Origin of the sequence: Streptomyces coeruleoprunus, assembly GCF_039542925.1 — a bacterium.
Taxonomy (GTDB): Bacteria; Actinomycetota; Actinomycetes; order Streptomycetales; family Streptomycetaceae; genus Streptomyces; species Streptomyces coeruleoprunus.
Map to the genome: position 1 here is coordinate 7,340,001 of NZ_BAABIT010000001.1, position 21,132 is coordinate 7,361,132.

At 70.5% G+C, this 21,132-nt stretch carries 12 protein-coding genes, 1 pseudogene and 1 CRISPR repeat array; of the genes and pseudogenes, 5 read left to right on the top strand and 8 right to left on the bottom strand.

The annotated features are described in order from the left end of the window. Positions 1-246: 246 nt before the first annotated feature. The gene (locus ABEB09_RS32870; protein WP_345693565.1) at positions 247-3,771 is read left to right on the top strand and encodes a hypothetical protein; all 3,525 of its coding nucleotides are present in this window, start codon (positions 247-249) and stop codon (positions 3,769-3,771) included. A 36-nt stretch (positions 3,772-3,807) separates the two neighbouring features. On the opposite strand, the pseudogene ABEB09_RS32875 reads toward ABEB09_RS32870, so the two are convergent. After that, positions 3,808-3,953, bottom strand: a pseudogene (locus tag ABEB09_RS32875) (IS5/IS1182 family transposase); the annotation flags it as partial. A 171-nt stretch (positions 3,954-4,124) separates the two neighbouring features. Here ABEB09_RS32875 and ABEB09_RS32880 point away from each other — a divergent pair. Then, positions 4,125-4,505: a hypothetical protein gene (locus tag ABEB09_RS32880; protein ID WP_345693566.1), complete on the top strand. Its 381-nt coding sequence runs from the start codon at positions 4,125-4,127 to the stop codon at positions 4,503-4,505. Between the two features lie 171 nt (positions 4,506-4,676). Here ABEB09_RS32880 and ABEB09_RS32885 read toward each other — a convergent pair whose 3' ends face one another. From ABEB09_RS32885 to ABEB09_RS32915, 7 genes are all read right to left on the bottom strand, one after another. Beyond that, the gene (locus tag ABEB09_RS32885; RefSeq protein WP_345693567.1) at positions 4,677-5,087 is read right to left on the bottom strand and encodes a hypothetical protein; all 411 of its coding nucleotides are present in this window, start codon (positions 5,085-5,087) and stop codon (positions 4,677-4,679) included. Continuing rightward, on the bottom strand, positions 5,084-5,329 hold the full coding sequence (locus tag ABEB09_RS32890) for a hypothetical protein (protein ID WP_345693568.1): 246 nt from the start codon (positions 5,327-5,329) through the stop codon (positions 5,084-5,086). The genes ABEB09_RS32885 and ABEB09_RS32890 overlap by 4 nt, the downstream gene beginning before the upstream one ends. A gap of 114 nt (positions 5,330-5,443) precedes the next feature. Further along, positions 5,444-7,204, bottom strand: a complete 1,761-nt coding sequence (locus ABEB09_RS32895; protein WP_345693569.1) for a cellulase family glycosylhydrolase — start codon at positions 7,202-7,204, stop codon at positions 5,444-5,446. Between the two features lie 55 nt (positions 7,205-7,259). Continuing rightward, positions 7,260-8,771, bottom strand: coding sequence for a glycoside hydrolase family 43 protein (locus ABEB09_RS32900; RefSeq protein WP_345693570.1), 1,512 nt, complete (start codon positions 8,769-8,771; stop codon positions 7,260-7,262). 39 nt (positions 8,772-8,810) lie between these two features. After that, on the bottom strand, positions 8,811-10,799 hold the full coding sequence (locus tag ABEB09_RS32905; protein ID WP_345693571.1) for a beta-galactosidase: 1,989 nt from the start codon (positions 10,797-10,799) through the stop codon (positions 8,811-8,813). A 25-nt stretch (positions 10,800-10,824) separates the two neighbouring features. After that, a complete protein-coding gene (locus ABEB09_RS32910) occupies positions 10,825-11,331 on the bottom strand; it encodes a substrate-binding domain-containing protein (RefSeq protein WP_345693572.1) in 507 nt (168 codons plus the stop codon). A gap of 760 nt (positions 11,332-12,091) precedes the next feature. After that, a complete protein-coding gene (locus ABEB09_RS32915; RefSeq protein ID WP_345693573.1) occupies positions 12,092-13,525 on the bottom strand; it encodes a beta-galactosidase trimerization domain-containing protein in 1,434 nt (477 codons plus the stop codon). A 66-nt stretch (positions 13,526-13,591) separates the two neighbouring features. Here ABEB09_RS32915 and ABEB09_RS32920 point away from each other — a divergent pair, with 66 nt between their 5' ends. The 3 genes from ABEB09_RS32920 to cas3 all read left to right on the top strand — a co-directional run bounded on the left by ABEB09_RS32920 (position 13,592) and on the right by cas3 (position 21,078). After that, positions 13,592-14,059 (top strand): substrate-binding domain-containing protein, encoded by a 468-nt coding sequence (locus ABEB09_RS32920; RefSeq protein ID WP_345693574.1) that lies wholly within the window; start codon positions 13,592-13,594, stop codon positions 14,057-14,059. A 154-nt stretch (positions 14,060-14,213) separates the two neighbouring features. Continuing rightward, positions 14,214-15,773 (top strand): RICIN domain-containing protein, encoded by a 1,560-nt coding sequence (locus ABEB09_RS32925; protein WP_345693575.1) that lies wholly within the window; start codon positions 14,214-14,216, stop codon positions 15,771-15,773. A 564-nt stretch (positions 15,774-16,337) separates the two neighbouring features. Beyond that, a CRISPR array of direct repeats spans positions 16,338-18,016; the repeat unit is 28 nt; unit sequence GAACTACCCCCGCGGGTGCGGGGACGAC. Positions 18,017-18,162: 146 nt separating this feature from the next. Beyond that, positions 18,163-21,078 carry a CRISPR-associated helicase Cas3' gene (cas3, locus tag ABEB09_RS32930; protein ID WP_345693576.1) on the top strand — a complete coding sequence of 972 codons (2,916 nt, stop codon included), beginning with the start codon at positions 18,163-18,165 and terminating at the stop codon, positions 21,076-21,078. Positions 21,079-21,132 lie beyond the last annotated feature (54 nt).

Below are 21,132 nucleotides of genomic sequence, written 5' to 3' on the forward strand. Positions count from 1 at the left end.
CTGCGCACTCGCCCGTCACACTCCTTGCCTTGCGCGAGAAGCACGCCCAGGCACTTCCGATGGGGCGCGATCCGCTGACCTGTCGGACACGGCTTGAGCCATCCCTGGGAGCGAGCCGCAGCCGGGTTTGTGCCGAGACGACCTCGGAGACTGGTCGGATGGGCCAACGGGGTCATGCCAAGGGGCAGCGCCGGGGGATTCGTGGAGTACTGGACAGGCACACCCCCACTGCCCCAGGAGCCACTCGTGAAGACCGCCACCGCGCCCTCGCCCGCTGTACCGCCCGCCGCCAAGCCCGTACTCCCGCTCAAGGTCAACGTGAGCGAGGTGCTGAGCCAGGACGTGGTGATGGCGGCTGGTATCCACGTGGACGAGTCGAGCCCGGCCCCGCTCGCGGTCTTCCGCAACCCGTACACCCAGGCGGAGGACGTGCTCGTGGTGAGTGAGGCGGGGAGCGGCACGGCTCTGCTGCATGTGTCCCCCGACTTCACGTCCTCGACCGGCTGGCAGGCGGTGAAGCTCTTCGACTCGCACACACCGACCGAAGTGGTCGTCATCACCGGGAAGAACCAGGAAGGCGATCCCTTCGTCGAGTGTTTCTTCCTCAGTCTCGGCAGCGGCTACCGCTCTGTGCTGCGCTCCGACGGGACGTGGTCGGAACCGTTCGCCGTGCACGTCCCTGAGGACGGGGACCGGCTCCGTGGCCTGAACGTCTCCCACACCGTTCACAACGGCCACCTGCGCCCCCTCGTCTACGCGGGGAGGGCGTCGGGCTCGGGATGGGCCCTGCACCCCGCCTCGCAACCCGTGTGGACACGTCTCGACGAGAACGCGCGCATGACGCGCGTGGGCAGTGACCACTGGGCCTCGGCCGCAGTCGTGGACGGAAAGCTCAAGGTCAACCACGGCGTCGTCGGCCGGCTCAACGAGCGGTGGGACGTAGAGGTGCCGGGCTATCCACAGGTGAAACGCGTGGTGGCCGCCTTCGGCGACGAGCGGCAGGCCACGTTCTTGATCCTGCACGCGGATGACACCCTGCACCTGTGGAGCTGCGGGCCGCAGGGTCAGCCATTCGGGAGCTGTCACGTCGGCGACATGACGTTCCGCACCGCTGTCGCGCACCTGTGTGAGACCCGGCAACGCGGTCGGATCCGCTGGGACATCTACGGCATCGACGAGAAGGACGTCCTCTGGTCGTTGCGCCAGGACCCTGTCCGGCCCGTCGGCGATGGAGGAATCCCGCGCTGGCTCCCGCCGACGCCCCTCGACAAGGGCATCGCGGGCGTTGCGGCCTCGGTCGAGCCGGTCGACGCCCCGACGCTCTTCTCGTACGTCAAGGGCACCAAGGGTCTCCGCATGGAGTTCCAGGACCCACACACCAGCATGTGGCACGAGCACGATGTCCGCGCTCCGCAGACGCAGGCGTACGAGCTCACCCACTACCGCGTCGAAGCCGCGGTCACGGACGCCACGGGTGCACCCCTCGCGAACTACCCGGTGAGGCTGAGGCCGGCGGAACACGCCTCCGCGTGCACGGTGACGTACCAGAACCGAGTGATGAGGATTCCCCGCGAGGGTGTCGACCTCACGACCGACGCCTGTGGCAAGGTCACCTTCGGGGTGGCGCCGAACGGCCTCGGCGCCTCCCTGCTGGAACTGAGCTCGGCAGATCTGGCGAAGCCCGTACCCATCCAGCCCGGCCACGCCGTCCACACGTACCTCTCGGGACACGGGACGCTGCGCGAGACGGACCCGGGCGGCGCGCTGCCGAAGTTCGACAAGCACGGCGACACGCTCAAAGACGCGCAGGGCCGCGACAACGCCCCTCTGGCGCCGCTTGCCAACAAGAATCCGGTACTCGCCTCGATCGCCTCCCAGGCGATCCAGCGCACCGCACTGGTCGGCCTGGGCAAGAAGCTGCCCGAGAACGCGGTGGGCGTACGGTTCAGCCTGGGCGTGTCCGCTTCCCGAGGACAGCGGACCTCCGGTGCGCCCTACCAGTGCGTCCTGCTGCACAACCAGGAGGAGCTGGACCTGGCCGTCGCAGATGTCAGCCGTGAGGAAGAGGGGGCGGAGTACGGCTGGCTCGCAGACAGGTGGAACGACCTCAAGCACGTCTACAACGAGGCCGTCGAGGGCGCCAAGCACCTGGAGGAGGAAGCCCGGCACAAGCTCAGGCAACTCGGCGGCGACCTGCTGCGGGCGGCCAAGAACGGTCTGATCGAGATCGACGAGGCGGTCCTCAAGGGGCTCCACGAGCTTTCCACCATCGCCGTCAAGATCGGCAACGCGATCGTCAAGGGCATCAAGGTCGCGCTCCACAGCCTGGAGCAGGCCGCCCAGTTCGTGGCCAACGTCTTCCACCAGATCGAGGCATTCGTCGAGAAGGTCATCGCGTGGCTCAAGGCCCTGTTCGACCTCAAGGCCATCTGGAACACCAAGCGCGCGTTGGAAGAGGCCATGCGCAAGGCGCCGCCGGCGATCGCCAAGGCGACGGAAGCGGGGCGTCAGAGGGCGGCGACATGGCTCCAGGGCGAGAAGGACAACGTACTCAAGAGCTTGAACACGGTGATCCAGCAGCTTTCCGGCAAGAAGATCTCCGAACTGGCCGCGGTCCCCAAGGGCTCGTCGATCGGGAAGGTGCCGCAGAGCCACTTCACCGGCAACGCGCACCACAACTGGCTGATGGACAAGATGCAGTCCGCCGGTCTGCCGGCCGTGCTGACGGGGTTGTCGCTACCGCAGCCCGTGGAGCCCGACGGCGTGGAGAAGCTGATGCAGGAGGTCGCGCTGAGGATGTCCACCGCCGGGCAGGAGCTGGAGAAGGGGGCGAAGGAGCTGGCCCCGGCCGTGCTCGACACGTTCCGCTCATCCGGCGGAGTCTCCAGTGCGGAACTGGCGGCGATCCTCGACGGCACGAAGAACATCCTCGGAGCCGCCTTCGACACCGGAACTGCCATCGTCGACCTGGGCGCCTCGCTCATCGAGTCGGGTATGAAGGGCTTCGGCGCGCTGCTCGACGCCGAGATCGACAACGCCGTCGTCAAAGAGCTGTTCCGGTGGCTGGCCCGCCTGTCCGGGAACTCGGACGACGACAAGCCGACCTACGCCGGGGTGATCGCCCTCGTGGCCGCGGTACCGGTCACCCTCATCTACAAGTTGGCCGAGGGCACCGACGAGCAGCCGTTCCCGCACGGCAGGCTCCCCGAGGCGAGCACCCTCGGCACCCCGCAGTACCGCGGCTGCACGCTCGCCGCCGGAATCCTCACCGCAGTCCAGGCGATCCCGATGTGCGCCATCGACTACAAGGGGGACGAGGCCCCCCAGTGGCTGTCGCTGCTCAACACGTTGTGGACCGGAGCTGTGGCCATGCTGACCTTTCAAGGGGTCGCCCTGTCGGAGATCGACACGTGGTCCAACGAGCTCAAGGCCGCGATGGGTGGTGTGATCGCCTTCGCCGCCTACGCGGCGTTCCTCTTCTTCGCCCAACTGAAACAGGGCTGGAGCGTGCTGAAGCCGTGGATGCCCCTCGTCATGACCGTCATCGGCGTGGCCTGCCTGGGCAACGTCATCCGCCTGGTCGCGCAGCAGGCGATCGACGGCCTCCACACGGTGGCCCAGTCCCTGCTGACCTTCCCGAACCTCTTCGCCTTCCTCAACTACGACGCGATCCGCAAGGGGCCGGAAGAGCCCCTCGTGGCCGCGGTCCGCATGGCGATCGACATCGGCGGCAACGTGCCCGGCGGCACCATCATCGCCGCCAGGGCTTAGAGGCTGTCCCGTAAGTGATCTTGAAAAACGCGGTTGTCCAGCAAGGAGGAGCCTGTAGAGGCGAGCGATGCCGAGCATGGCGTAGGGGACGCATCGCCCTTCAGGCGGCAGTCACGAAGGATCTTGCAGCCCTTCACGCGGGCGAAGGTGCGCTCGACGCGCGCCCGAACTCGCGTGCGCGACTATCACGACCGCCCGGGTGCGAGTAGGCGGCGACCGGCAGCACACGGTCCGCCAGCCGCAGCCCAGCGTCGACTCCCTCCCTCCGCAGCTGGGTCACCAGCGATCATTTCCCTTGCCGACACGCCTCCCCACGGTTGATCCTGGGCACAGGGCAGGCAAGGGGGTACGAGATGGGACTGATGCTCTTCCCAAGTGACGACGACGTGGCGAGCCCAGACGTCTCCTGGTCCTACACCGGCTTCAGCATGTTCAGGCAGTGGCTGGCCCGGATCGAGGGGTTCGAGCTCGCCGAGATGGACGGCTTCGGCGGGGATCGCCAGTGGTCCAGCGTCTCCACCACGCTGGCGCCACTACTCGACCACGCAGACGACGAGGGAGCCCTCACGCCTGCTCAATGCGCGGCGATGCTGCCGCGGCTGGAGGCGATTCTCAACCAACCCGAGCCCGACGACAGTGACCCCGTCCTCCGACGGCGCATCGAAGACGTCGGAGAGTTGGTGACCGTCCTGCGGATCTGCGTGGACAAGGACGTTGAACTCATCTTCGGCTAGCTCCAGGAGCACGGAGCGGCCCGCCCCCGACGGGACGGCTCGCGGTTACGGGACAGCCTTCGGACGGCCGTACACGTCCAGTACACGCACCTCCTGCGCACGAGCTCATTCGATGAGGTGGCCGGCGGACACCTGACGGGAATGCGCTGTCAGGCCGGTTGGCGAGCCGGGTTACGCCCCGACGGCCGCCAGGAGGCACGGCAGGGTGGTGCGGTCGGCCTGGGGCCAACCGTGCTGTACGGCGTGCCCGCTGAGGGCCGGGGACGGTTCGAAGGCCACGGGCCGCCCGACGAGGGTGAGGAGGTCGGTGTGCTTCAGCCCGCCGTCCCCGCGCCGGGCGGCGAGAAGGAACGCGGCCGCGTCGGCGGCCGGGGCCGGGTCTTCCTGCCCGCAGGTGGCGATGAGCCCGTAGGCGGTGCTGATGACGTCACTCGAGTCCCCGGTGTGCTGCCCCCAACCGCCGTCCCGGTTACGGCTCCCGTGCAGCAGCACTTCCGTCCGCTTGAGCATCCTGCGCACCGGCTCGGACGAGAGGCGGGGGTCTCGTTGGGCGGCGAGGGCGTCGACGGCCGCGGCCGTCATGGAAGCCTCGGACGGGCGCCGGCCACATAGGTCGGGAAGCCGCCGTCGGGCCCCTGGAAGGTAAGCAGAGAGCTGATCCCGCGGCGAATCGGTTCGCCGTACCGGTCGGGATCGAGGGTGTGGAGGAACGGCACCACGACGGAGGTGTTGTCGACGTCGGTCTGATGCGACAGGTCGGTGTACGACCAGCCACCGCCCTCCTGCTGACGGCGGACCAGATGCCCGGCGAGGTGGTGCAGCACTCGCGTCGGGGCTCCGGCTGCCTGAAGCGCGACCGCGCCGGTCGCCGGGCTGGACCTCGGGATGTGAAGGCCCCGGCAGCCGGATGACGGCGGCCGGGGCGAGGAGGAGTGTGGTCAGGCGACGGTGCCGGTCACCGAGGTGCCGGACTTGGTCACGTGGTACGTGACGGTCGCGCCGCTGTAGAAGTGGAACACCAGCGTCGCCCGCTCGCCGTCACGCAGGGCGTTCAGGAACTCGGTGTGCAGGATGATCCCATTGCCGGCGTAGTCCGGCCGGAACGCCTTGTTGAACTCCTGGTAGGGGGTCCAGTCGGTCTGGCCGGCGTTGGTGCCGTCGGCATACGTGGCGTGCATCGTCGCGAGCGTGTCACCGCGGTACCGCGTGGGGATGGTGAAGGCGCCCGTCGTACCGGTCGCGTTCGCCAGGACCGGACGGTCGTGGGTGACGATGTCGATGTTCCACGGCAGCCCGCTGGAGAAGCGGGCCTGGATCGTCGCGTTCACTCCGTACGCCCGGTTGCCGGCGAGCCGGGTCAGCGCGGTGGTGGTGAAGGTGAGCCGGTCGCCGGAGACGGTGTAGTCCCGGCCGTAGGACAGGCGGGTGTTGCCCTGCCAGAGGCCGTGGAAGCTGGTGCCGTTCCGGTTCAGGGTGAGGGACTGGACGGTGATGGGGCTTGACTTCGGCAGGTGGACCTTGTCGAAGGAGGTGGTGCCGGAGCGGGTGGTCCAGCTCGACTTGATCCACTGGAAGAGGGCGGGGTCGGACCAGGTCAGGGTTTCGCGGTTCAGGTAGGCCCAGGCTCCGGGATCCCACAGCGCGGTGGTGACGCCGGCGACGCGCGCCTTGTACCCGAGGTGCTCGTAGTACTTCAGCGCCTCGCCCCGCTCGATGCGGGAGGGGTGGTTGTGGTCGGGCCAGCCGAGCAGGCCGTATTCGCCGACGTAGACGGGGATGCCCCGGGCGACGAAGGTGTTGTGCATGCGGGCGAAGGCGTCGTCGAGGTCCTTCTGTGCGGTGGCGTCGTAGTGGGTGCCGCCCGCGATGTTCACGCTGAACGGGTACCAGCTGTAGTAGTGCACGGTGGCGACGAGGTTCCTGTCGTTCAGCGCGCGGATCGTGGTGTACAGGTCGTCCATCAGCGCTTGGTCGGGCGTGCAGAACTTGGTGGGCAGGACCAGCAGACGGTCCGTGTTCCCGCCGCCCGAGGAACGGACGATGGAGTGGAAGGAGGTGTTGAGTTCGTTGAGGAACCGGGTGACCTGTTCGGCCGTGGCGTTCTCGAACTGGGGCTCGTTGACGCTCTCGAAGAGCAGGGTGCGCGGCGCGTCCTTGAACCTGGCGGCGATCTGCGTCCACAGGGCGTTGTAGCGGGCGAGCACCTGGTCGTGCTCGGTGGTCATCTTCGCGATCCACTGCCACGAGTCGTGGTGGATGTTGAGCACGACGTACAGGCCCTCGGCGAGCGCCCAGTCGACCACCTGCTGGACGCGGTTCATCCACACCGGGTCGATGGTGTACGGGGCGGTGGCGGAGTGGTGGTCGGTCCACGTCACCGGGATGCGGACGCTGCGGAAGCCCTGCGAGCGGACGTGGGCGAGCATCTCCCTGGTCGTGAGCGGGTTGCCCCAGTTGGTCTCGTGAGGGATGGCGTCCAGGGTGTTGCCCAGGTTCCAGCTGGGCTGCATCGCGGCGACGGCGTCCATGGCGGAGGCCGGGACCACGACGGCTGGCCGCGACCGCTTCTTCTCGCCGTTGGGACCGGCGAGCGCGGTGCCGCCGGACAGCCCGAGGAGGACGACCAGGGAGAGCAGCAGGGCCGCCAGGCGTCCCGGGCCGCGGCTGCGGCGCGACAAGGCGTGCCGTATGTCGTTCACGTGGCGTTCCTTTCGGTCGGTCGTGCGGATGGTGAGCGGAAGGGTGGTCGGTGGGTCAGCCGTCGAGCGGCGTGTAGTCGAACCAGTCGAAGTGGACGGTTCCTTCGGCGGCGTACATGCCGATGACGCGGCCGGTGAAGCCGCCGGCGACCTCGGTCGACAGGTACCGGCCGTCGAGTGTGCCGAGCGGGGTGAACGTGCCGTCCGGGGCCTCGAAACCGAGGGCGAGCAGGTCGGGTCCGGTCCGTGGGCCCTCCGGCGGGTGTGGGGTGATCTCGACGCCGAGGACCACCGGACCGGCCGGGGCCGGGGCGGTCGCCACCACGGTGCGCAGGGGGCCGATGCGGGCGGACACCGTCACCTCGGCGGCGGTCGCCTCGATCTCGTAGTGGTGGCTCTCGTCGAGGCGGACGGCCAGGCCGCCGCGGCCCTCGGCGGGGTCCACGAGGGTCCGTACGGTGCAGGCGAGGTGCTGCTGGCGGCGGCCGACGAACACCGGGCCGGGCTCGTCGGGGGAGGGACCGTCGGCGTGGAGGGTGAGCCAGCCGGAGCGCTCCCTGGTGGTGCACAGCCGCTCCGGCCGCTCGCGCACGGAGATCCAGCAAGGGGCGAGTTCGGCCCGGTCGAAGTCGTCCCGGGCCGGGGGGAGCGGGGCCGGACCCAGTGGCCAGGGGGGTGCCGGGATCTCGGGGGACAGTGCGCCGACAACGGGCCAGCCGTCCACCCACTCCACGGGGGCGAGGAAGGTCTCGCGCCCGAGCACGTGCCAGCCGGGGGTGCCGCCGCCCGGCCGGACGCCGAGGAGCACCATCCACCAGGAGCCGTCGGGTGCCTGGACGAGGTCCGCGTGGCCGGTGTTCTGGACGGGGTGGTCGGTGCCGCGGTGGGTCAGGATCGGGTTGGCCGGGCAGGGCTCGAACGGGCCGGACGGCCCCGGGCCGCGGGCGACCGAGACGCCGTGGCCGCGTTCGGTGCCGCCTTCGGCGATCAGGAGGTACCAGTGGTCGCCGACGCGGTAGAGGTGCGGGGCCTCGGGCGCCTTGGCGCCCGGTGTGCCGGACCACAGCCGGTGCGGCTCGCCGAGCGCCTCTCCGCTGTGCGGGTCGATGCGGAGCTGGGACACCCCGGCGACGGTGACCCAGCACACGCCGTCCTCGTCCCAGGCGAGGTCGGGGTCGATGCCGGGCACTCCGGGCAGCCGGATCGGATCGGACCAGGGTCCGGCGGGGTCGGTGGCGGTGAAGAGCATGTTCCCCCCGTCACCGACATTGGTGACGATCAGCCAGAACCAGCCGTCGTGGTGGCGCAGCGTCGGCGCGTAGATCCCGGCGGAGGAGGGCATGTCGCGGGGCAGCCACAGCTGGCTGGGCCGGTCGAGGGCGTTGCCGATCTGGGTCCAGTTCACCAGGTCGCGGCTGTGGAAGACGGGGACGCCGGGGAAGTACTCGAAGCTGGAGCACACCAGGTAGTAGTCGTCGCCCACGCGGCAGACGCTGGGATCGGGATGGAAGCCCGGGATCACCGGGTTCGTGACGGTATCGACGGGGCGCAATGGATCTGACTTCACGTCAGGGTCCTTTCGGGTCCGGGGCGGTGAGGCTCGGCCTCAGGGCAGGGGGCGCAGGACCGCGCAGCCGCCGGGCGGCAGCTCGTACGCGGTGGCACCGGTGAGCAGGTCGTGGGCGGGCTCCGGCAGAGGCACGGTCCCGGTGCGGTGGTTGATCAGCACGTGCCAGCGGCGGCCGTCCGGGGCGTGCCGGGTGACCCTCTCGACGCCCGGCGGCAGGCCGGCCAGGTCCGGGGTCGCGCCGCTCTCCACGAGCAGCCGGGCGACCAGGGAGGCGTAGGCGGCGTCGCAGGGGCGGGTGGAGACGTACCAGCCGTGCCCCGCCCCGTAGGCGTGGCGGGTGAGGGCGGGACCGCCGGCGAGCATGCCGTGGGTGTACGTGGCGACCGCCTCGGCTCCCTCCGTACGCAGCGCCTCGCTCCAGGCGCCGGCCCGTGAGCCGTCCGAGAGGACGATCTCCTCGCCCCGCCGCAGCGGGCGGTGCTCCTCGACCCGGACGCCCAGCGCCTCGCGCAGCGGCGCGCCCGGGTAGCCGCCGAGGCGGGCGTGGAGGCGCTCGTCCACGCGGCCGCCGGCGTGCTGGACGAGGAGGGTGCCACCGCCTTCGACGTACCGGCGCAGGTTCTCCGCGCCCGCGTCGGAGAGCAGGAACAGGGCCGGGGCGACCACTAGGCGGTAGCGGCTCAGGTCGTGGTCCGGGTGGGCGAAGTCGACGGTGACGCCGGCGTCCCACAGGGCCCGGTGGGCACGGCTCAGCGAGGAGTGGTAGTCCAGTTCGGGGGACGGGAGCCCGTCGACGTCCAGGGCCCACCAGGCGTCGGAGTCGTGCAGGACGGCGACCTCGGCCCGTACGGTGGAGCCGGCGAGCTCGCCGAGGCGGGCGACGGCCTCGCCGGTGGCCGCGGCCTCGCGGAAGAGGCGGCTGTCCGGCCCGGCGTGCGGGACGATCGCCGAGTGCCACTGCTCGGCGCCCGCCCGGGACTGGCGCCACTGGAAGAACAGCGCGCCCTCCGAGCCCCGGGCGATGTGGCCGAGCGAGTGGCGCAGGATCTCGCCCGGCTCCTTGCCGAGGATCCGGTCGCCCGTGTACACGGTGTTGGTGCCCTGCTCCATCAGCAGCCAGGGCGCGCCGCCGCCGAAGGAGCGGGCCCGGTCGGCGCCGAAGGCGGTGTCGGCGGCGGCGTCCACGCCGGGCGCGGTGGGGTAGTGGTCGATGGTGACCAGGTCGACCTCGCGGCCGAAGGCCCACAGGTCCAGGTTCTGGTAGGCGGGCACCATGAGGTTGGTGGTCACCGGACGGTCGCTGTGGGCCCGGATCGCGTCGCGCTGCTCGCGGTAGGCGGCGAGCGCCTCGTCGGACCAGAAGCGGCGGAAGTCCAGGGCCTGGCCGGGGTTCTTGTGCCACTGGGTGGCGCGTGGCGGCACGATCTGCTCCCAGGAGGTGTACCGCTGGCTCCAGAACGCCGTCCCCCAGGCCTCGTTGAGCGCGTCGAGCGTGCCGTGCCGGGCCCGCAGCCAGACCCGGAAGGCCGCGGCCGTGTGGTCGCACCAGCACAGGGTCACGTACTCGTTGTGCACGTGCCACAGCGCCAGGGCGGGATGGTCGCCGTACCGCTCGGCCAGCGCCGAGGCGATCCGGCGGGCGGCCCGCCGGTAGGCGGGCGCGGCCAGGCAGTACGTGTCCCGGCTGCCGTGGGTCAGCCGGGTGCCCTCGGGCGTCACCGGCAGGGCGTCGGGATGGGCCAGGGTGAACCACGGCGGCGGCGAGGCGGTGGGGGTCGCCAGGTCGACGGCGACGCCGTTGGCGTGCAGGCGCTCGACGTGGGCATCGAGCCAGGCGAAGTCGTAGCGTCCCTCCTCCGGTTCCAGCAGGGCCCAGGAGAAGACACCGACCGTCGCCAGGTTGACCCGCGCCCGGCGCATCAGCTCGTCGTCCTCCTTCCACACCTCCTCGTCCCACTGCTCGGGGTTGTAGTCCCCGCCGAAGGCGAGGCCGCCCAGGCGGTCGGTCAGCCGGCGTACGTCCATCTGGAGCACATCCTCCACGTGAGATCTACGGTCGTTCGGCTCGGCGCGCCCCGCGACGCGGGGGCGCGGCGGTGCTCTCGCGGACCACCAGTTCCGGTGGCATCAGGACGAGTTCGTCCTCCGGTTCGTGGCCTTCGGCCATGGCGGCGATCCGGGCCATCGCCTGGTCGACGGCCAGCTGGCCCAGCTCCTTGCTCGGGGCGGTCACGACGGTGAGCCGGGGCGCGTGCTGCTCGGCCGGCGCCGCGGGGCAGACGGCGACCACCGAGACGTCCTCCGGCACGGTGCGGCCGCCGGCGCGCAGCAGGCCCAGGAGCGGGCCGATCGCGCCCTCGTTCTGCACGACGAACCCCGTGGTGTCGGGGCGGTCCGCGAGGATCCGGCCCAGCGTCGCCGCCGCGCTGTCGTACGTGCCCTCGCACGGCCGGTGCACGAAGCGCAGGCCCCGCAGCTCGGCCCGCTCGCGGAAGCCGTCGAGGGTCCGCTCCGCGTAGCCGGCGTGCCGCCGGTACACGCCGCTGCTGCAGCCCACGAAGGCGGCGTCCCGGTGGCCGAGGTCGGCCAGGTGGTCCGCGCAGAGGGCTCCCGCCCCGGCGAAGTCGTAGTCGCCGCAGGAGAGTCCGCTCGGATCGTCGGGGAGCCCATGAGCGCCGCCGGAGGCCCCTGAGCCCGCAGGACCGGGATGCGGGCGTCGTCGACGTGACGTCCATGAGGATCACCCCGTCGGCGATGCCGCTGGCGGTGACCCGCCGCACCTCCTCGGGTCCTTCGTCATTGGTGAGCAGGAGGACGTCGTAACCGCGCTCGCGGGCCCTCACCGTGACCGAGATGGCGATGTCCGTCATCGTCGGCACGTGCACCTCGGGGTGGAGCGGCACGATGAGGGCGATGATGTGCGAGCGTTTGCCCGCGAAGGCCCGGGCGCCGGCGTTCGGGTGGTAGCCGAGGGCCGTGACGGCCTGCTCGACACGGGTCCGGGTCGCTTCGGAGATGGGCCGCTCGGTGTTCGTGCCCGTGCGCTGCTGCCCGCCGCCTCCGCAGCCGGACCCAGCGGGGAGGGCGCGGCCGCTCCGGCGACCGAGGCCGCCGCGCCGACGAGACGTCTGCGGCTCGACTCAAGGCTCATGAGGGGCCCTTCTGCCAACTCGCCGTCGAAACGCTTCACTTCGCAGGGGAAAGTAATGGACTTGTTTCGCACGAAACAAGAGGTTCAACGGGGGCAAACTTTCTCTGCGGCTTGCATTGACGGGTCGTCGAGGCGAGTGGGACCGTCGATGCGCTTCGATGATTGGTCACCGTGCCCACCCGGCTGAGGGGTTTCCACGTGAGTTCCGTGCCCACGTCCGCATCCGTGCCGCCCGATTTCCGTGATCCCGCGCTACCGCTGCACAAGCGCGTCGACCGCACTCCGACGGCCCGGGGCGGGACCGCCCGCTTCCCCGTGCGGCGCACGGGTGACCCCCACCGGCCTGAACCGGTACGGACACAAGGCCCCGCGCCACACGGCGCGGGGCCTCGCCCGGCTTCCCGGTCAGTCGTGCTCGATCACGAGCAGCGCGTGTCCGCCCAGGCTGGTGACGTCCACATGCCGTAGTGGCCGTCGTGGCGCCGGGAAAGCTCCTGCCCGGCGGGCTGGAGCCGCACGGAGCGCTGCGGGGTCTCCAGGCGTACGGACACGGGCACGTCGACCAGGGGGGAACGGGTCGTGCACCAGGTCGAGGTGTGGGGTCTCCCGGGCCGGGACGAAGCTGATCAGGTGCACCACGGTGCAGGGGATCCGGCACGAGGCGGTCGAGCGCCGCGCCGAGCAGGCGCCGATACGTCTCGACGCCGTGCTCGTGGAACGCCTCGAACAGCGGCACCGTCACCGCGGCCACCCCGTCCCCGACGGCGACGGCGACCTCGTCCGTCGGGCGGGCCGGCGGTGTGTAGGAGTGGCCGCAGAACCGGTCCCAGGCGCGCGAGTGGTACGGCTCCACCACGCGGGCCAGGATCTCGGCGCCGGGCCGCGGCCGGGCCGTCAGCCGGGAGCCGTGGGCGATCACGGGGAAGTCCTCCCGCTCGCCCGGGACGCCCTGGCACGCGAGGAAGGCCTCGCCGGAAGGCGCCCGCGCCAGGCCCTCGACCGGCAGGTCCGGGAGGCTCGGCCCACCGCCGCTTCCGACCAGCGACGGCCCGACGAGGAGAATGGCCCCGCCGGCGCCGCGGTATGCGTCCAGGCGCCCGGCGAGCGCGTCGTCGACCTCCGTCGCCTCCGGCACCACGACGGCCCGGTACCCGCCGAGGTTCATCTCCGGGGGAACGACGTCGAACTGCACGCGGAGCTGTTGCAGCGCCCGTACGGCTCCGATGTTGCTCGCGCCGGGGTTGGCGCCCAGGCCGGGGTCGACGATCACGGCGACCTCGCTGACGACCCGGCCGCTTTCGAGGAACGGCTCACAGGCCGCGATGTGCCCGTACACCGATCCGACGAGTTCGTACACGGCCGGCGAGGGCGCGCCCCGGGGGTGCAGCACGTCGCCCACGCCGCTGGTCAGGCCGTGGCCGAGGATCCGGCCGCACTCGTAGAGCAGGGCGGCCCGGGGCTTGAGGGCGGCGTTGTCCCCCCAGCTCTCGTGGAAGCGGCCGGTGTGGCTGAGCGCGGGAAGCCCCTGGGAGCGGACGAAGCGGGCCACGTACGGCAGGAACGCGTAGCCCCAGCCGCCGGTGGGCAGCCCAGCGGCCACGATCACGCCTTCTGCCGCGCCCAGCTCTCCGGATACGTCTCGGCTCTGGCCGAGGCCGGCCTGCCGATGGAGCCCGGCCTGGTGGTGAAGACCCACCTCGACCGCGAGCACGGGTACGCCGCGGCGCGCGAGTTGCTGTCCCGGCCCGACCGCCCGACCGCCGTGTTCACCGCGAACGGCATGCAGGCGCTGGGCGTCTACCGGGCGGCCCGTGAGCTGGTCCTGGGCAGCCCCGACGACCTCTGCGTCGTCGGGTTCGACGACGTGCCGGCCGTGGCCTGGATGGACCCGCCGCTGACGACGGTCCATCAGCCGCTGGCCGAGATGGCGACCGCAGCCACCGAACTGGCGCTCGCGCTCGGCGTGGTGAGGATGTGCCGCAGCTCGGCCTGGAGATCGCGACGACGCTCACGGTCCGGGAGAGCACGGCTCCGCCCAGAGAGGGATGACGGAGGAGCCCGGCCTCGGGCGGGAAGGCACGGTGTGTGCTGTGCCTCCCCAAGTCGCTTTGACCTGCGCATAGTTCGGCGGTGATCAGTCCCCTCCGCCACCCCCGTTGACGGTGGCGATGCGCATCAATAATGTGCGCCCTGAATCTCCGACCAGTCGACCAGTGTTCGGCATTTCGTCACATGGGAGCGCTCCCGAGACGGGCGCCAAGCAGCTCGGTAGAAGGTGGATGGCTGACATGGGCACTTCATTACGATGGTCCGGGCGAAGGCCCGGCAGGTGGACGGCGTCCTTCACCGTGGTGGTCGCTCTGCTGGCCGCGCTGCTGGCAGGCGTGGGTGCCGCCGGGACGGCGCGGGCCGCGACCGTCGACACGGAGGCGTGGTACGTGCTGGTCAACCGCGCCAGCGGCAAGGCGCTCGACGTGTCCGGCGCGGCCGCCGGTGACGGCGCGGCGGTCCATCAGTGGACCCGTACCGACAACGCCAACCAGCGGTTCCGCTTCGTGGACTCCGGCGGCGGCTACTACCGGCTCAAGGCCCAGCACTCGGGCAAGGTCCTGGACGTCCACAACCACTCGACCGCCGACTCCGCGGCCCTCGTGCAGTGGAGCGACCTGAACGGCACCAACCAGCAGTTCCGGATCGCCGACTCCCCCGACGGCCACATCCGCCTGATCAACCGCCACAGCGGCAAGGCCGTCGAAGTCCAGGGCGCCGCCACCGCGGACGGGGCCAAGGTCGTCCAGTACACCGACTGGGGCGGGGCGAACCAGCAGTGGCGCCTGGTCCGAGTCGGTGGACCGCTGGCGCAGGTGCACACCGCGGGGCGGGTCAAGGACGCCGGTGACACGCTTCAGTACAGCTGGCCCGGCGTGTATTTCGAGGGGTCCGTCAGGGGTACCGGCGTGGGCATCGTCATCGACGACTCGGCCGCCGACTACGACGTGCAGATCGACGGAGCCACCGTCGCCACGCTCGTCACGCCCGGCAAGAAGACGCACTGGATCAACGGCCTGGAGGACCGCGCGCACACCGTCCGGGTGGTCAAGCGGAACGACACCCCGGGAAGCACCAGCCAGTTCGGAGGCTTCGTCGCCGCACCCGGCGGCGCCGTCCTGAGCAAGCCGGCGGCCCGCCGGCGCCAGATCGAGTTCATCGGGGACTCCAACACGGTGGGCTACGGCAACCTCTCGACGTCCCGCGACTGCACCGGGGACCAGGTGAAGCGGACCACCAACGCCGACGTGAGCTACGGCGCCCTCGTCGCCCGGCGGTGGAACGCCGACTACCAGCTGAACGCCTATTCGGGCCTCGGCATGGTCCGCAACTACAACGGGGGTACGCCCGACGTCACGTACCGAACCTTCTACGACCGCGCCCTCCTGAACACGGCCGGCGACGTCTGGCAGAACCCCGGCACCTGGCGGCCCCGGCTCGTGGTCGTCAACCTCGGTACCAACGACTTCTCGACCTCCATCAACCCCGGTGAACCATGGACCCCCGACGGCCTCGCGGCCGCCTACCGCAGTGCCTACGGTGACTTCCTCCAGAAGCTGCGGGGGCGCTACGGGTCCGGCACCACCCTCGTGGCGGTCGGCGCCGGGCAGTTCGCCGATCACGTCCAGCAGGTGGTCAAGGCCCGCAACGACGCCGGCGACAGCGGGGTCCGCTACTGGTTCCTCGACACCTCGGGCCTGGACTTCCTCGGCTGCCACTGGCACTACTCGGCCGCCGACGACCGCCTCATCGCCGAGCGGCTCACCTCGTTCATCGACGGCCTGCCGATGGACTGGTGACGGTACCGGTCGCCCGAGGCCACCGCGGGTCCGACTGGCCGGGAACCACTCAGAAGAACCCGAGCCTCTTCGGCGAGTAGCTCACCAGCAGATTCTTCGTCTGCAGGCGGTACAAGGACAGGGTGCCCCTTGACCAGCGGAAATGGACAGTTTGTCAACGGCCGTAGGTCATGCGGCCCGGGAATGGTCCGGATCTTGGTTTGGGGAGCGTGTGCGAACGAGGCCGACGTGCGGGTGCTGACTGCCACGTTCCGCCATCGCCGCCGGGGTACTCGGACGATGTAGTGCGTGGCAGCCGACCACCTTCGCGGTGAGCTCACGGCCGACAGGTGCGGGTACGACTGATAGAGACCACGGCGTCCCGAGGCCCCCTTGTCAGGGAACTCCCTGCGGGGGTGCGGGGCCGACCGGCGCCGACGTGATTCTCCTCCCGTGTCGTGGGTACTACCCCCGCGGGTACGGGGACGACATGCTGGAACAGGAACTCGTCATTCCGAACGTGGAACTCCCCCCGGCGGGTGCGGGGACGACACCGGCGTCGGCGGATCACCGACGACGGCACGGGAACTACCCCCGCGGGTGCGGGGAACGACTTCCAACGGGAGCCCACCACGCCCCGCACTAGGGAACTGCCCCCGCGGGTGCGGGGACGACAGGCTGCTTCGGTCATGCGGCTTGTCCTTTCGCGAACTACCCCCGCAGGTGCGGGGACGACAGCAGGCCGGCCCAGGGCACGCCTTTCACCAGGGAACTACCCCCGCGGGTGCGGGGACGACGCCAGCACGTCCAGGACGGCGGACCCGCCGAGAAAGCTACCCCCGCGGGTGCGGGGACGACGCTCATCGGGCGGCGAGCAGCATCCCCGTTACGGAACTACCCCCGCGGGTGCGGGGACGACTCCACGTCCCCCACGTCCGACCAGCCGCCCAGGGAACTACCCCCGCGGGTGCGGGGACGACGCCTTGTATCAGGTGACCGAAGCCCGCTACAGAGAACTACCCCCGCGAGTGCGGGTGCGGGTGCGGGGACGACGGGCCCGGGCCCGCGGAGCTGTCCACCACATCGGAACTACCCCCGCGGGTGCGGGGACGACTCCACCACGGCGAGCCCCGCACCCCCCGAGGTGGAACTACCCCCGCGGGTGCGGGGACGACGGGGTGGGTTTGTTGGTGGGGTGTAGTGGGGGCGAACTACCCCCGCGGGTGCGGGGACGACAACAGCACCCCCCTTTTGAGGGGCCACGCGCAGGAACTACCCCCGCGGGTGCGGGGACGACAGGTCGACGGGCTTGGAGGTGGGGTGCTCGGCGGAACTACCCCCGCGGGTGCGGGGACGACATCCACATCGAGGCGCGGCCTTCGGCGCCGGCCGAACTACCCCCGCGGGTGCGGGGACGACCTCCACCCGTCGCTGATGTACTGCGCGAGGCGCGAACTACCCCCGCGGGTGCGGGGACGACGGAGTCCAGCTTTCCCTTCGGTGCGAACTCGCCGAACTACCCCCGCGGGTGCGGGGACGACATGATCCCGGCCGCCTCGATCGGGACGGTGATGGAACTACCCCCGCGGGTGCGGGGACGACCACTGGTCCGACGCCAACTCCACGTCACGCGCGGAACTACCCCCGCGGGTGCGGGGACGACGCGTGGATGATCAGCCACTCGTCGGGGCGGATGGAACTACCCCCGCGGGTGCGGGGACGACGAGGACGTCGTCCGCGGCGTCGGGCAAGAGCGGGAACTACCCCCGCGGGTGCGGGGACGACTGCGAGGTGCGATGGAGGCCGGAGAACTACCCCCGCGGGTGCGGGGACGACTGGGGAAGGCCGGTCAAGGGGGCCGTGGCTGGCGAACTACCCCCGCGGGTGCGGGGACGACCTGGACGGCGGCATGCTGTACGGGCCGCTCGATGAACTACCCCCGCGGGTGCGGGGACGACCGAAGGTGCCCACGCCCAGCTCAGCAACGCGCCGAACTACCCCCGCGGGTGCGGGGACGACGATCGCGAGCATCAGGTCCCTGTCCTGATCGAGGAACTACCCCCGCGGGTGCGGGGACGACGACACCCGACACCAGCATCCTGGAGCGGGCCTTGAACTACCCCCGCGGGTGCGGGGACGACCTAGGCCCCAACGCCGAGGATCTGCTGGAGACCGAACTACCCCCGCGGGTGCGGGGACGACGGCCTCGGCAACCCGGAAACGTCCGACAACGTCTGAACTACCCCCGCGGGTGCGGGGACGACCCTTCTTGACCTGCGCTGATGTTAGCAGTGGGGTCGGATTTTGTTTGGCAGTGTCGACGGTTGAGGCATGCGATCCAGGGTCGATGTCAGTGGCTGGGTTTAGGGTGCGGATCCACTCTATGGAGAGGGCTGCGCTGGTGGAGCACATGCGGTCGATTGTCGACCTGATGCGGGCGATGGGGCTGTCGGAGGAGGCCGTTGCCAGGGTGTCGCGGTTATGGGGGAAGTCCGCAGCGCGGAACGGGGGGCGGACGCACTTGCTGCTCGGGCATCTCCTGGATACCGCCGCCGTGGCCGAGGTGATGTGGGACCGGTACCTGTCGCCCGCGTTGCGTGGACGGTTGGAAGGGATCAGCGGCGGCCGCGGGCGTCTTTGGTTCATGTGGATCTGCGGGATTCATGATTGTGGGAAGGCGTGTCCCGCCTTTCAGGCGCTGGATGAAGCGGAGGCCGCCCCGGTCAAGGCAGCCGGTCTGGCGTGGGGGCGATTGCCGGCGGATCGGCGGCAGCGATGGCGGCATGATGTGGCAGGGGCAGCGTTGCTGCGGCCGAGGCTGGTCGCGGAGTGGGGGTGCGTCGAGAGCGCGGCTTGGGTGTGGCCGCTGGTGGCTGGCCATCACGGGGTGTTTCCCTCCGTCCAAGGGCTGAAGCCCGGGCATCGGGAGGTGCAGGGGCGCGGTGCGGCGTGGGAGCAGGCGCAGAGGGCGGTCGTGGACGTGTTCACCCGGGCCGTCGGATTTGAGGACCTGGCTGACGCGCGACCCGTGGGCGCTCTGAACAAGGCGGAACAATTGGCGCTGTCCGGGCTCATCGTCATGGCGGACTGGATCGCCAGTGACAGCGAGCAGTTCGAGGGGCTCGCGGATGCGCGGAATGTGTCTCTCGCGGGGGCTCGTCAGCGGGCCGAGGCAGCGTGGCAGCGGCTGGGTCTACGAGGTGGGTGGAATGAGCTCGCGATTCCCGAAGATCGGCTTTCTCCGCTGACCGGTCGGTTGATGGTGACTCCGAGGGCCTCACAGCAGGAGCTTGTGGAGCGGGCGTGGTCGATGCCGGTGCCGGGGCTGATGGTGGCCGAGGCTCCGATGGGGGAGGGTAAGACGAAGGCCGCGCTGGCGGCGGCCGAGGTGTTGGCGGCCAGGTTCGGACTGGACGGCGTCTTCGTGGCTATGCCGACGCAAGCGACGAGCGACCCGATGTACACGCAGGTACTGGAGTGGGTGCGGTCCTTCGACCCGGAACTGGAGGCACAGGTCGCGCTGCTGCACGGCAAACGCCGCTTCAATCCGACCTGGCGGGAGATCTGGGACCGCAAGGGGGCGAGCGCGGATGGGGAAACCGGCGGAGATGACGAGTTGTCGGCCATGGATCCGTTCGATGCGTACGGGGCGACCGAGGAGGACGCCGAGTACGGAATGCCCTTGTGGACATCCGAAGGAAGCCGCCGCCCGCAGGAGGAGCGTGACGGTCCGGCCCGGTGGTTCCTGGGAAACAAGCGTGGCCTGCTGACGGCGTTTGCCGTCGGCACCGTGGATCACCTACTGCATGCGGCGACCCGCACGCGCCACGTGATGCTGCGGTTCGCCGGTCTCCTCGGCAAGGTCGTGGTCGTGGACGAGGTACATGCCGCGGACGTCTACATGCGGCAGTTCCTCCTGGAGGCCCTGCGCTGGCTCGGGCAGGCCAAGGTCCCAGTAGTGCTGCTGTCGGCGACACTCCCGCCGGCGCAGCGGCAGGCATTCGTCGATGCATATCTGTCGGGTGCCCTGAGCACCGCGGATGCGGGCTGTCCGGTGCCGGAGCCAGCCGGATATCCCTGTGTCACCGTGGCCTACGCCCTCAAGGGAAAGTCGGTGGCGACGAGTTCACGTGAAGCGGTGCCTTCTTGGCGTGCATCCATGCCGACACGGATCGAGTGGCTGCCCGACATCGCCCAAGACGGCGAGCTGCTCGCCGCCGTCGTGAGGAACGAGGTGGCCGATGGTGGCGTGGCGCTGGTGGTGGTGAACCAGGTCGACCGGGCCCAGGCCGTTCACCGTGCTCTGACGAAGTCCGGCTTCGAGGGGCAGGTGCGGCTACTCCACGGAAGGCTGTGCTCGGCGCACCGGGCCGAACGGACCGAGGAGTGCCTGCGGCTACTGGGACCAGAGGCCGGCGACACACGGCCTTACCGGATGGTGGTGATCGCCACGCAGCTTGCCGAGCAATCGTTCGATGTCGATGTGGATCTACTGATCACAGACCTTGCTCCCGTCGACCTGCTGCTGCAGCGCATCGGCCGGCTCCACCGGCACAGCGGGACCCGGAGGCCGTCTGCGCTGACTGAACCGCGCGTTCTCGTGACAGGAGTGGCCCTCGGCGATAGGGGGCGGCCGCGCTTCCTACCCGCGTCCAAAAAGATCTATGGGGAGTGGGCCCTGCTGAGGGCCGCCGCCCTGGTCGCCGAAGCTGCGGGACCGCTGGACGGGGAAGCGTCGCAGAGGGCCGGGTGGAGCATCCCGTCAGATGTGCCGCGCTTGGTAGCCAGGGCGTACGGAGAGGCGGAGGTGTGCCCGCCGGAATGGGAGGAGTCAGCAGCCCATGAGGAGTGGCGGTCGAAGGAACAGCAGCGGGAGAACAACGCGGAGAGCTTCCTGCTGACGCGACCCCGCGAATGGGGGTCACCGACCTTGGAGGGGCTCCACTACGCCGGCAGCCGGGCGGCATCTGAGGAGGACCTCGATGCCGTGGTTCGGGATGGTCAGCGGTCGGTGGAGGCCGTGATCGTCCGTCGCTCGGCTGGCGGATACCGGGCGATCGACGGGACGTGGATCGGTGTGCACGGTGAAGTGGACGACGAGACAGTGGTCGGCCGGCTTCTGGGCGGCACGGTGCGGTTGCCTGGGCGGCTGACGGAGGCTGCGGAGGCAAAGGAGACGGGACTCGTTCCGTTGCCGGGGTGGGTCGGTCATCCATGGCTCAGGTACGCGCGGGCGCTCGTGCTGGACGAGGGCGGGACCGCCGTTCTGGGCGAGGACCAGATCTCGTACGACGACGTTCTGGGATTGGTTGTCGAGCGAGGGTGAACGGTGCGTGGAGCCGATCCCGGAATCCCGGCCCCCCGCGCTGCGGGGACGACG